At 42.3% G+C, this 12,947-nt stretch carries 12 protein-coding genes; 9 read left to right on the top strand and 3 right to left on the bottom strand.

Annotation, left to right across the window (positions count from 1 at the left end):
- Positions 1-5: 5 nt before the first annotated feature.
- The 7 genes from HNR41_RS05565 to ccpA all read left to right on the top strand — a co-directional run bounded on the left by HNR41_RS05565 (position 6) and on the right by ccpA (position 6,614).
- Positions 6-815, top strand: a complete 810-nt coding sequence (locus tag HNR41_RS05565) for a DUF1444 family protein (RefSeq protein WP_184282525.1) — start codon at positions 6-8, stop codon at positions 813-815.
- Between the two features lie 20 nt (positions 816-835).
- Positions 836-1,420: a YtpR family tRNA-binding protein gene (gene ytpR / locus HNR41_RS05560; protein ID WP_184282897.1), complete on the top strand. Its 585-nt coding sequence runs from the start codon at positions 836-838 to the stop codon at positions 1,418-1,420.
- Positions 1,421-1,432: 12 nt separating this feature from the next.
- Positions 1,433-3,121: a DNA translocase FtsK gene (locus HNR41_RS05555; RefSeq protein WP_184282523.1), complete on the top strand. Its 1,689-nt coding sequence runs from the start codon at positions 1,433-1,435 to the stop codon at positions 3,119-3,121.
- 15 nt (positions 3,122-3,136) lie between these two features.
- Positions 3,137-4,438, top strand: coding sequence for a UDP-N-acetylmuramate--L-alanine ligase (gene murC, locus HNR41_RS05550; RefSeq protein ID WP_184282521.1), 1,302 nt, complete (start codon positions 3,137-3,139; stop codon positions 4,436-4,438).
- Positions 4,439-4,532: 94 nt separating this feature from the next.
- Positions 4,533-5,006 (top strand): DUF948 domain-containing protein, encoded by a 474-nt coding sequence (locus HNR41_RS05545; RefSeq protein WP_184282519.1) that lies wholly within the window; start codon positions 4,533-4,535, stop codon positions 5,004-5,006.
- 34 nt (positions 5,007-5,040) lie between these two features.
- On the top strand, positions 5,041-5,496 hold the full coding sequence (locus HNR41_RS05540) for a YtxH domain-containing protein (RefSeq protein WP_184282517.1): 456 nt from the start codon (positions 5,041-5,043) through the stop codon (positions 5,494-5,496).
- 128 nt (positions 5,497-5,624) lie between these two features.
- Complete coding sequence (gene ccpA / locus HNR41_RS05535) at positions 5,625-6,614, top strand: catabolite control protein A (protein WP_184282515.1); 990 nt, start codon at positions 5,625-5,627, stop codon at positions 6,612-6,614.
- 134 nt (positions 6,615-6,748) lie between these two features.
- Here the strand turns inward: ccpA and HNR41_RS05530 are convergent, their stop codons facing one another.
- The 3 genes from HNR41_RS05530 to HNR41_RS05520 are packed head-to-tail and all read right to left on the bottom strand — an operon-like array spanning position 6,749 to position 9,180.
- Positions 6,749-7,894 carry an acetoin utilization protein AcuC gene (locus tag HNR41_RS05530; protein ID WP_184282513.1) on the bottom strand — a complete coding sequence of 382 codons (1,146 nt, stop codon included), beginning with the start codon at positions 7,892-7,894 and terminating at the stop codon, positions 6,749-6,751.
- Complete coding sequence (locus HNR41_RS05525; protein WP_184282511.1) at positions 7,894-8,529, bottom strand: CBS and ACT domain-containing protein; 636 nt, start codon at positions 8,527-8,529, stop codon at positions 7,894-7,896. The genes HNR41_RS05530 and HNR41_RS05525 overlap by 1 nt, the downstream gene beginning before the upstream one ends.
- Positions 8,530-8,547: 18 nt before the next feature.
- Positions 8,548-9,180 carry an N-acetyltransferase gene (locus HNR41_RS05520; protein WP_376698658.1) on the bottom strand — a complete coding sequence of 211 codons (633 nt, stop codon included), beginning with the start codon at positions 9,178-9,180 and terminating at the stop codon, positions 8,548-8,550.
- 220 nt (positions 9,181-9,400) lie between these two features.
- On the opposite strand from HNR41_RS05520, the gene acsA reads away from it, so the two are divergent.
- Together acsA and HNR41_RS05510 are read left to right on the top strand one after the other, a co-directional pair.
- A complete protein-coding gene (acsA, locus tag HNR41_RS05515) occupies positions 9,401-11,110 on the top strand; it encodes an acetate--CoA ligase (RefSeq protein ID WP_184282509.1) in 1,710 nt (569 codons plus the stop codon).
- Positions 11,111-11,251: 141 nt separating this feature from the next.
- Positions 11,252-12,919 (top strand): formate--tetrahydrofolate ligase, encoded by a 1,668-nt coding sequence (locus HNR41_RS05510; RefSeq protein ID WP_184282507.1) that lies wholly within the window; start codon positions 11,252-11,254, stop codon positions 12,917-12,919.
- The last annotated feature ends 28 nt before the right edge of the window (positions 12,920-12,947 follow it).

Raw genomic sequence — 12,947 nt, 5'->3', positions numbered from 1 at the left:
AAATCATGAATATATATAAAATGCGTGATCTTGTAATCGAAGGAATCGCTGCAAAAAGAGATGACGTTTCACATAAATTTGACCGTGAAAAAGAAGAACTGCGTGTAGAGCGTAAAGATAACGGTCAGGGAATTACAATTGCTTTAGCAAAAGCACTGAATAAAGCGAAGAATGATGATAAAATTATTGATGAGCTTGTTTATTACATCGATGAATCATTAACGCGTATGGGCGAAGAGAATATCGATGCGGCATCTGCGACAATTTATCCTGTTGTCCGTGCAACAAGTTTCCCGAAAGAAACGAAAAGCGGCGTGCCGTTTATCGTCACAGAACATACTAATGAAACAAATATTTACTATGCGGTTGATTTTGATAAGAGCTACCGTTTAATAGACGAACAGCTGCTTGAATCGCTGGGCATGTCGGAAGAAGACATGAAAGTGCTCGCAGGCAACAACTTAAAAAATCTGCCGGTTGAAATTAAAAAACAGACGGTTCAGGAAAATGACTTTTACTTCATCAATCATAACGACGGCTATGACTCGTCCCGTATTTTAAATACGGATTTCCTGCATGAAATGCTCCAGAAGACGGAAGGCGAAATGCTTGTCGGTCTGCCGCATCAGGATGTGCTGATTATAGCGGACTGTAAAAACAACGTCGGCTATGACATTATGGCGCAGATGATGATGCAGTACTTTGCAGAAGGACTGACGCCGATTACATCACTGTCGTTCTCATACGACGGTACGAAACTGCAGCCTGTATTTATTTTAGGGAAGCAGAGAAATTACAACAATAAAAACAAATAGTGAAGAAAGTAGTGAATAATGTGAGACTCACATACAACGAAAATATCGGAGACGTATTACTGGTTACATTAAGAAAAACTGAGGAAGTATCATACGAACATAACGGAGATATTACTCTTATTAAAGACGGCGATGAAGTTATCGGACTGAATATCTTTAAAGCTGAAAATAACCTGGCGCTTGAAGGTACTGATATCAATGATTATGAAACAATGGTCCCGCGTATTAATGAACTGCTGCAGAAAAACGGCATTGAAGCACTTGAATTCGATCTGACACCCAGATTTATCGTCGGCAAAGTTATCGAAAAAGAAGCACACCCGGATGCAGACAAATTAAATGTAACTAAAGTCGACGCCGGTACTGAAGTACTGCAGATTGTCTGCGGTGCCCCGAACGTTGATGCCGGGCAGAAAGTTGTTGTAGCCCGTGTCGGCGCTGTTATGCCGGGCGGTTTATATATTAAACCTTCACAGCTTCGCGGTGTGGATTCAAATGGTATGATCTGTTCTAAAAAAGAGCTTAACTTAAAAGATGACGGGGTAAAAGGTATTTATGTATTAGACGACAGCTACAATGTCGGCGAACCGTTCCCGGTCGGATAAAGGTGAGATTAAATGACAAGAAGACAAAGACGAGAATTTAATAAGGATCGCCACGACAGAGACGAGAGCAGAGAAGCATTTAAATTCCCTCTTGATATCGACAGCGATGATACGAATACAAAATCGGTTACGCCATTAGATTCACCGCCTGCTTATGTCAGACGCCCGCAGCGGGAAACGAGATACACTGCTTCAAAACCGTCGGTAAAACGTCCGACGAGAATGACGATTTCAAAAGCACGACAGGTTCCATCGGCAGTTTACGGTTTAAAGAAACCTGAACGCACCGAACGGGACGAGCGTGAAATTTATCTTGAGAAATTTAAGAACTATAATTCTGTCATCGTGGATAAAATCGTACAGGAACGTGTGCAGCGTGAGAAAAAGAAAGACAAACAGAAGATGAAAGAACAGCAGCGCCGTGCTGAACTTGCTGCTTTAAAAAAGAAACGCGATGCACAGAAAGCAAACGGCGAACCTGCTGCTCACAAGCAAAAACCGGCATTAAGAGAAAAGCAGCGTGATACACTGAGTGTACTCGGTTCAAAACAAAATAAACTGCGTGAAAAACAGCAGTCAGCGGCCGGTAAACGTATCGGTCCGAATATTACCCAGCCCGGCATCAGCATGCTTGGCAGTGCCCAGGCAGCGGATTACAAAGAGCCGGATGCAGAACTGTGGAAGAAAATTGACGATGCATTTATTAACCTGAATGTTGAAGGCCGTGTAATCAGCTATACATCAAACGGTGTAATCGGCCGTTACGAAGTGAAACTGAACCGCGCATTCAGAGTCAGCAATATCCCGCGTTTAAATGAAGCATTAAAAGAAGAACTGAACCTCGATGAGCTGCGCATTATGAGCCCGCTTATCGGGACATCAAACATCGGTCTGGAAGTGCCGCTTGAAAATGTGCGACCGATTACTTTCCGCACGCTGTTCGAATCGAGCAGTTTAAAACTGCGTAAGAGTGATTACAAATTTGCGATCGGTAAAACTGTAGATGATAAAATCTTCAGCTATGAACTGTCGAAGGCAGGACACATTTTAATTCACGGCAATCAGCCGAACTACGATACAAATGTTACAGACAATATTCTTCTGTCACTGCTGATGAATCATAATTCAAGCGACCTGAGAATTGCCATTGCATCTGAAGATGACAAGTACGACGACTATTTGGATGTTCCTCATTCATACGGCAGCAGAGTTTCACTGACAGACCCGGACGCATTGAAGATATTCCTTCAGGAGCTGAACGACCGCAGCGTGGCGTTCAGAAGAGCGCACGTCAGAAACATTCAGAGCTACAACAGCCGTGTGAAATTCGAATCGAAAAAGGCGACATTAGTAATTATCATCGATGATCTTGCAGCACTGCTTGAAAATAAAAATCCGGAAGCAGTACGCGCCCTGATACAGATTTTAAAACAGGGGAAACCGCTGGGTATTCATGTAATTGCAAATTACGCGAATGCTGATTCCGGAATCCGCTATGAACTTCTGCAGCTGCTGCAGACAAAAATTGCATTTTATGATGCAAATAACAATGCAGTCAGCGGGACTGATGAACTGACACAGGGCAACGATGCACTTGCTGTCATTCCGACGTCGAACAAACCGAACCGTATTTCAATCGGCGCGGTGAATAAATTAGTTAAACAAAGTGTGTTTGATCACATAAAACATAATAATCGATGAAAGATTGGTGTAATCGTGAAGAAATATCATTTTATCGGAATAAAGGGTGCGGGAATGAGCGCTCTTGCTCAGGTTCTTTTTGACATAGGCCATGAAGTGCAGGGCTCTGATATTGAAAACGAAGTATTTACAGAAGGTCCTCTACGTAAAAAAGGGATAAAGATATTGCCTTTTTCTGAAGATAATATCGTTGAAGGCATGACTTATATTGCCGGGAATGCGTTTAAGGATGACCACCCGGAAATTAAAAAAGCAAATGAGATGGGCTGTGAAGTTATCCGCTATCATGTATTTTTAGCGGACTTTATGAGCAACTATATTTCTATCGGCGTAACAGGCTCACATGGTAAAACGTCGACGACAGGCCTGCTGGCACACGTTATGAACGGCGATGTGGAGACGACGTACCTGATTGGTGACGGTACGGGATTCGGTCTTCCAGAGAGTAAATATTTTACGTTTGAATCATGTGAATATAAACGTCATTTCCTGAGCTACTATCCCGACTATGCGATCATTACAAATATAGACTTTGATCACCCTGACTACTTTAATGATATTTCAGATGTAGTGGATGCATTTAAGGAAATGGCTTCACAGGTGAAGAAATGTATTATTGCTTACGGCAACGATCCTTATATCGGAGAAATTAAAAATGAAGTGCAGGATATGCTCACATATGGTATTGAAAGCGATGATGATATCGTTGCAAAAAATATCAAGGTGACAGAAGACGGCACTGTTTTTGATGTATCGATAAAAGGCGAGCATTTTGATACTTTCAGAATTCCGATGTACGGGGATCATCTCGTATTAAACTCACTCGCAGTAATCGGAGTCTGCTACTTGGAAAAACTGGATATTACACTGATTAAAGAATCATTCTTAAACTACAAAGGTGTAAAACGCCGTTTCTCTGAAACTAAACTGCATAACATGGTCATCGTTGATGACTATGCACATCACCCGAAAGAAATCGATGCAACGCTTGAAACTGCACGCAAAAAATACCCTGACCGTGAAATCATTTCGGTATTCCAGCCGCATACATTTTCACGCACGGAGAAATTCCTTCAGGAATTTGCAGATGTGCTGGCAACATCGGACAAAGCATATATCGTTGATATATTCGGTTCGGCACGCGAGGAGAGCGGTACGTTATCGAGTAAGGATTTAGTCGACTTGATTCCGGGGGCGGAACTGATGACGGAAGCAGATCTTGAACGTCTCGATAAACATGCTGACGGTGTAATTATATTTATGGGTGCAGGAGACATTCAGAAATATGAAAAACGTTTTACGGAATTACTCTCTTAAAATAACGCAAAGTTATATAAATTAAATGTTTATATCATTGTGAATTAGGTTATGATAATTAAGAATACAGAAAAGAAATATTGGAGGCGTTAAAATGGATTGGCAAATAGTATTATATATTGCCGCGGGTATTGCCGCGATTGCATTTTTAGTATTATGTATCGCAATTGCAGTCGTATTGTTCTCGGTGAAGAAAAACCTGGACCATGTAGCCAGCACATTAGACGGGCTGGATGGACAGATTCAGGGTATTACACGCGAGTCAACGGATCTTCTGCACAAATCAAATCGTTTAGTTGAAGATATTCAAGGTAAATCTGAAAAACTTAATGCTGTAGTAGATGCAGTACAGGGCGTTGGTTATTCTGTAACTAACTTAAATGACTCAGTCGACCGTGTAACGAATTCAATTACGCATAACATCTCTCAAAATGAAGAGAAAATTTCACAGGTTGTACAATGGTCAAATGTTGCAATGGAAATTGCAGACAAATGGCAGGTACGACAGCAGCAGCGCAGCAGAGCTTACAGTAAAGTGAATGTAGACGGACAGTCAGAGAATTTATAAGTCTCAGTGATTGATCCCGTTTGGAGGTTAAATCATGGAAACGTATAACAGAGACAGACATGTCAAAGGTGTTGAGAGCTACGATGCTCAAATAGAAACATCGACCGGCCGTGATTTTACGGTCGGCCTGGCTCTCGGTCTAATCGTCGGCGTTGTAGGCGGTCTGTTTATTGCTCCGAAATCAGGCGATGCTTTAAGAGATGATATTAAGAAAATCCAGGATTCTGTAGTTAAAGAACAGAACGACGGACCTTCACTCACAGAAAAGCTCGATGAGAAAGTAAGCGATGTAAAACAGATGGTTAAAGACAAAAAAGCTGAAATGGACGAGAAGTCGAGAGTTAAGAAACTCGATCCTTCAGAAGTTCAGGCTCAGCAGCAGGCTATCAGAGAAGAAGCGGCAGATGAAAATCTGCAGCGTCCGAATGTAGTCGATATGTCAAAATACGCTGAGAAAAGTACCAAAGATCCAAAAGATATGGATAAATAATTCAGTCACTCCCTGTGACTGAATTTTTTTGTTATAAATTTGTTACATATTGCAGTACCATTCAGGCCAAAAATTTGGTATTATTGATTAAAACGTTTACATTTTCACATTAGACTCGGAGGGATATTATGACAGTTACTATATACGATGTGGCTAGAGAAGCAAAAGTCTCAATGGCAACAGTTTCTAGAGTCTTAAATGGTAATCCAAACGTCAAACCTGAAACAAGAAAGAAAGTTAAAGATGTTATAGATAGATTAAACTATCGCCCGAATGCAGTGGCAAGAGGACTTGCAAGTAAGAAAACGACAACAGTCGGCGTAATCATTCCGGACATTTCAGATCTTTATTATTCAGCGTTGGCGCGTGGACTGGAAGACATCGCAGAAATGTATAATTACCAGATTATTATTACAAATACAGACCAGGATACAAAAAAAGAACGCAATGCCTTTTTAAACCTTGTCAGCAAACAGGTTGACGGCATCATTTTCCTTGGCGGAAAACTGAACAGCGAAGTAATGCAGGACATTGAAACTTCAAAAGTACCTGTAGTTATTTGCGGATCAGGCGAAGAAGCCAACGACATTCCAAGCGTTAATATCAACTACCACGATGCAGCGAAAGAAGTGTCAGCGAAATTAATCGCAGACGGCACTAAAAATATCTGCTTCGTTACAGCAGGATATTCACGCTACCAGGAATCACGTATGGTAGAAGGAATGAAAGAAGCATACAGCGAAGCCGGCTTAAACGGTGACGACTACTTAACGACAGAAGAAGCCGGAGACTACGAAAAAGGTAAAGAAATCTTCGGCAAGCTGCTTGATACAGACCGCGATGCGGTAATTGTAATCAGCGATGAAACAGCAATCGGAATACTGCACGGCGGGCACGACCACGGTGTGGCAATGCCGCAGCGCCTGCAAATCGTCAGCTGTTCGAACACACGACTTGTGACTATGGTGAGACCTAAGATCTCAAGCATCGCTGTGCCGTTATATGACCTTGGTGCAGTAGGCATGAGGCTGCTGACTAAACTTATGAATGAAGAAAAGGTAGATACTACATCTGTACAGCTGCCTTACAGCATCGATTACCGTACAACTACAAGATAATATAAGTAAACCGGAATACCTGAAAAGGTGTTCCTTTTTTTGTTGCGGGAGACGGTGTCAATTCAACTAAATGCATATAAAAAGCTGCATGGACAAAGTTTTTTCAACAAAGTCCATACAGCTTCAATTTTCACTCACTGATCCAGATACATCAGAACACGTTCGAGCGTTGTTTTATTCTTTTCAGTAATTTCAACTCTTCGAGGTATTTCAGTAAAGTCATCGAGCGTATCTTCCCACAGCACGGGGAAGTCGACTTTACATTTCATTTTATATCTTTCGATAAACGCCTCAGGCAGAGGTCCTGCCGGTGCATCGATATTTTTCATCGCAAGCCAGATCTGACTCCACATACGCGGAACGACCTGCCAGATGTTATATCCGCCGCCGCCGACTGCAATCCATTTACCGCCGGTATACTTATCGGCCATGTCTTTCACAAAGCGCGGTATTTCTTCATATGATTTTGATGTCAGTGACAGGTGAGTCATCGGATCACGGAAGTGGGCGTCCACACCGTTCTGGCTTAATATCACGTCCGGCTCAAATGTTTGAATCGCACGTTCAAGACTTTCTTTGAATACTTCAAGGAATGAATCGTCTTCCGTAAAGGCATCAATCGGCAGGTTCACCGTGTACCCGAAGCCTTCTTCTGTGCCGCGTTCTGTCGCACTGCCTGTGCCCGGGAACAGATACCGGCCTGTTTCATGTATTGAATACGTTACGACATCATTGCGGCTGTAAAACGTCCACTGGACCCCGTCTCCATGATGAGCGTCCGTATCAATGTACAGTACTTTTTTCCCGTATTTCTTTGCGATATATTCACACGCAATAGCAGTGTCGTTATATACACAAAAGCCGCTCGCTTTACCGCTGAATCCGTGGTGGAGTCCGCCGGCAAGACTTAACGCCTTATCCGTCTGTCCTGTCATCACCAGATCAACTGCAGTAAGTGTGGCACCGACAAGAGCCGCACATTTTTCATGCATATTTATAAAGCTTGGAGTGTCTTCTGAATCGAGTCCGTACTTCGCTGATTCTTCAGCAGTTAAATCACCGTGGCCAGCCGCACGTACAGCTTCGATGTATTCTTTCGTATGTACCAGAGCAAGTTCATCGTCTGTCGCTATACGCGGTACAACAATATCCTCATCATTTAAAAATCCGGCATCCGTTAATAAATCCGTAGTCAATTTTAAGCGCATCTGATTGAAAGGATGGGTATCATTAAACCGGTATTTCAGCAGTTCATCAGTGTAAACATACAGGGGGTTCATCAGGACATCTCGCTTGGATCCAGTACGTGAAATCCGGATTCTCTTAATTTTTCTATAGCAATTAACGGATTCATTGCATCGATGCGCAGTACGATAATTTTATGATCTTTTTTCCCGGCATTCGGATAAATTGAAATGCTGACAATTTTAATATTTAAGTTTTTAAACACTTTGCCGATATCATAAATGACACCCATGCGGTCTTTAATATCGATTTCTATAATAGAGCCGGGCTCTTTAATTCCCGTCAGCTCAAGGAATGTGTTCAACATGTCTTTCTGAGTGACGATGCCGACAATTTTCTTACCCCGCATAACGGGAATGGCACCAATTGCAAAATGATAAAAGTCTTTCGCAATCTCCTCGACAAAGTCGAGCGGGTGACACGTTGTGACCTGCTGGCGCATAATTCTGCCGAGCTCCAGATCGAGCGACAGTTCAGCATCATTATTTGCGATGGACGGCAGTGCAAGGTTAACGTCCTTATCGGAAATAATACCTGCCAGGTTATCATCATCATCCACAATGGGAATGTGGCGGATTGACAGGCGGCTCATCATATTCATCGCTTCATGAATAGTATCGTTGACGTGGAGCGTCTCCACGGGAGAAGTCATAATTCTTTCTACTAGCATTTACAATCGCACCCCTCGTTAAATTAAAAATCGGTTTTTAAAACGTATTTCATCAAATTGCTGCATTTGTTTATCATTTATATTTTTGCCGATGCGTGCCATCAGCGTATTGGCGGGATGTCCGGTTATTTCCGGATCGTTCGTCTGGAAAACTTCGTAACCCGCACGCTGCATCAGCCTGATCATCAGATTTTTGTACTCATATACATCCAGGCCGCTGTTTTTTAAATCCCAGTGCCAGTAATATTCGGTCGTGATAATAATGTAATTTTCGATAAAATCATCGTACGTCGATAACTCGAGCATTTTCCCGCCGAGCCCGAAGCTGCGGTAGGGCAGTCCGACTTCAATAGCGCCGAGTTCCATAATAAATGGATAATTACCGTCGGACCATCTTTCAAGCGGATCGGGATGAAGAAATATAATGTAGCCTATAATGTGTTTATCTATATGACTGACGATAATACGTCCTTCAGGCAGATCAGCAATTTCAATCAGTGCCTGAAATTGTTCCGACGGGCGTCTGAACGCGGTTAAATTATCATCAAATGTATATGTTTTTAAAGTATCGCTGTCGAGAGGACCTTCGATAATGACAGTCTCTGTGTCAGTTTTCGTTTCCATTTTAAAGTAGTGCTTCTGATGCTTCAATGGAACACCCCTTCTGTAAGTAATTAAATATTATTAAAAATTAAATTCACATTCATTATATATTATTGATAGACTATACTAAAGTGAAAGCGTTTTAATTTTGCTTGAAAAGAAAGAATTTAAAAGAATTCAAGCGTTTTCATAGAATTCTGAACTGTCTTTCAATATAATGGCTTTATGAAAGCGAAATCACAATTATAAACAAGGGGTGTCGTTAGGAATGAAAGTAGAACTTTACGGAGCAACAGATCAACATGCAAACATGCCGGATTACAAAACGGCAAAAGAAAATTTTTCATGGGAAGAAATAGAAAAAGAATTTTCATGGTATGAAACCGGAAAAGTGAATATGGCTTATGAAGCTGTTGATAAACATGTGGACGATGGGTACGGAGATAAAATTGCACTTCACTATAAATTAGAAGACAAACTCCAGTCGTTTACTTTTAAAGAAATGAAAGAGAATTCAAATAAAGCAGCTAACGTACTTAAAGATGCGGGTGTTAAAAAAGGGGACCGCGTATTTATCTTTATGGCGCGTTCACCTGAATTATATTTTGCACTGCTCGGTGCGCTGAAAATCGGCGCGGTTGTCGGACCGTTATTTGAAGCATTTATGGAAAAAGCAGTCAGAGACAGACTTGAAGACAGTGAAGCGTCAACAATTGTGACGACACCTGAACTGCTGCCGAGAATTCCGGTGGACGAGCTGCCTGACTTAAAAAATGTTATCGTTTCAGGCGATGACACTGATGAAAAATACATCAGCTTTAAAAAAGAATTTGAAAAAGCATCTTCAGAATTTGAAGTAGAATGGCTGGATAAAGAAGACGGCCTGATTTTACACTACACGAGCGGTTCAACAGGACAGCCTAAAGGTGTGCTGCATGCACAGTATGCGATGGTGCAGCAGTATATTTCAGGTAAATATGTCCTGGACCTGAAAGAAGACGATGTTTACTGGTGTACAGCTGACCCGGGCTGGGTTACAGGTACTTCATACGGAATCTTCGCCCCGTGGCTGAACCGTGCGACAAATGTAATTGTCGGCGGAAGATTCTCGCCTGAATCATGGTACGGTGCGCTTGAAGAACTGAAAGTTACAATATGGTACAGTGCGCCGACAGCATTCAGAATGCTGATGGGCGGCAGCGATAACGTTATTGAGAAATACGACTTATCTGCATTAAGACACATTCTGTCTGTAGGAGAGCCGTTAAACCCTGAAGTTGTTAAATGGGGAATGGAAGTATTCAACCTGCGTATTCACGATACATGGTGGATGACCGAAACAGGCGCTCACATGATTGTTAACTTCCCATCTATGGATATTAAAGGCGGATCAATGGGTAAGCCGCTGCCTGGTGTGGAAGCAACAATTATCGACGATCAGGGTAATGAACTGCCGCCGAACCGCATGGGTAACCTTGCAATGAAAACAGGATGGCCGGCAATGATGCGTGAAATCTGGAAGAACAAACCGAAGTACGATTCGTATTTTATCGGCGACTGGTATATTTCAGGTGACTCGGCGTACCGTGACGAAGACGGATATTTCTGGTTCCAGGGACGTGTCGATGATGTCATCATGACAGCGGGTGAACGTGTCGGACCGTTTGAAATCGAGTCTAAACTCGTTGAACATGAAGCGGTTCAGGAAGCAGGGGTTATCGGTAAGCCGGACCCTGTACGCGGTGAAATCGTTAAGGCGTTTATCGCTTTAAGAGACGGTTACGAGCCGACTGACGAGCTGAAAGAAGAAATCCGGGTATTCGTTAAGAACGGACTTGCAGCGCACGCAGCACCCAGAGAAATCGAATTTAAAGACAGTCTGCCGAAAACGCGCAGCGGTAAGATTATGAGACGCGTGCTTAAAGCATGGGAACTCGATCTTCCGGCAGGCGACTTATCATCGATGGATGACGATTAAAGTTAACATTTTATAATAAAATTTATTAAGATAACGAAATAAGGACCGTTAATAATGGTCCTATTTCTTTTTTTATGTCATAATGAGTATGAAGTTGTGAAATCGTTTTACAACTGCAAATTATATTTAGGAGCTGAGAAGATGGCACATTTGACTGACCAAGAGATTGCGTCAAAAGCCTCAATACAACCAATTCAGGATATTGCTAAAAAAGCGGGCATTCCTGAAGAAGCATTAGAAATGTATGGTAAATACAAGGCAAAAGTAGACATCAACCAACTTGAAGGAGACAAGGAAGATTCTAAAATCGTACTTGTATCTGCTATGAACCCGACACCGGCTGGTGAAGGTAAATCCACAGTAACTGTTGGCCTAAGTGATGCTTTCAATAAAATCGGTAAAAAAGTAATGGTTGCTTTACGCGAACCTTCACTTGGACCTGTAATGGGTGTTAAAGGTGGAGCGACAGGCGGCGGTCACGCACAAGTTTTACCAATGGAAGAAATCAACCTGCACTTTAACGGTGACCTACACGCAATTACTGCAGCAAATAATGCACTGAGTGCTTTCATCGATAACCACATTCACCACGGCAACGCGTTAAACATTGATCCGCGCCGTGTAACATGGAAACGTGTTATTGACATGAACGACCGTGCACTTCGTCAAGTAGTTGTCGGCCTCGGCGGACCTACAAGAGGTGTCCCTCGTGAAGACGGATTTGATATTACAGTTGCAAGTGAAATTATGGCTGTACTATGTCTGTCAAACGACATCATCGATCTTAAAGAAAAATTAGCTAAAATTGTATTCGGTTATACTTACGACAAGAAACCTGTAACAGTTGGGGAACTTGAAGTTGAAGGTGCATTAGCACTTCTTCTTAAAGAAGCTATTAAACCTAACCTGGTACAGACTATGGAAGGAACACCTGCGTTAATTCACGGTGGACCATTCGCTAACATTGCACACGGATGTAACTCAATCATTGCAACAAACACTGCAAGACAGCTTGCTGATATTGTTGTAACTGAGTGTGGATTCGGTTCTGACCTTGGCGGCGAAAAATTCATGGACATTAAAGCGCGCATGGGCGGATTCAAGCCTGATGCTATCGTTTTAGTAGCAACAATCCGTGCACTTAAGATGAACGGCGGAGTAGCTAAAGCTGACTTAGGCGAAGCTAACGTTGATGCTCTTAAAGAAGGTGTTGTTAACTTAGGTAAACACATCGAGAACGCCCGTAAATTCGGCGTTGAGCCTGTAATCGCGTTAAACGACTTTGTAACTGACACTGATGAAGAAAGAAACTTCGTTCTTGACTGGTGTAAAGATCAGGGCGTACGCGTTGCATTAACACAAGTATGGGAAAAAGGCGGAGAAGGCGGCGTAGACTTAGCTAATGAAGTATTAGCAGCAGTCGAAGCTGGAAACGACTTCCACCACCTGTACGAAGATGAACTGCCAATCGCTGACAAGATTGAGAAGATCGTTACAGAAGTATACGGCGGAGACGGTGTTATCTTAACAGACAAAGCTAAAAAACAAATAGCTGATATCGAAGCTAACGGCTGGGGCAACTTCCCGGTATGTATGGCTAAGACTCAGTACTCATTATCAGACGATCCTAAGAAACTTGGACGTCCTACAGGCTTCAACGTAACAGTACGTGAAGTTATCGCTAAAGCAGGTGCAGGATTCGTAGTTGCACTTACTGGTGACATCATGACGATGCCTGGACTACCTAAAGTTCCTTCAGCTAACAAGATGGATGTAAATGCTGACGGTTCTTCAACAGGATTATTCTAGAACTTAAATAATAATGATAAAAGCCCAA

Source organism: Jeotgalicoccus coquinae (genome assembly GCF_014207425.1).
GTDB classification, from domain to species: domain Bacteria; phylum Bacillota; class Bacilli; order Staphylococcales; family Salinicoccaceae; genus Jeotgalicoccus; species Jeotgalicoccus coquinae.
The sequence above is the reverse complement of the archived record's forward strand: the minus strand, read 5'-3'. Positions and strand labels throughout refer to the sequence as shown.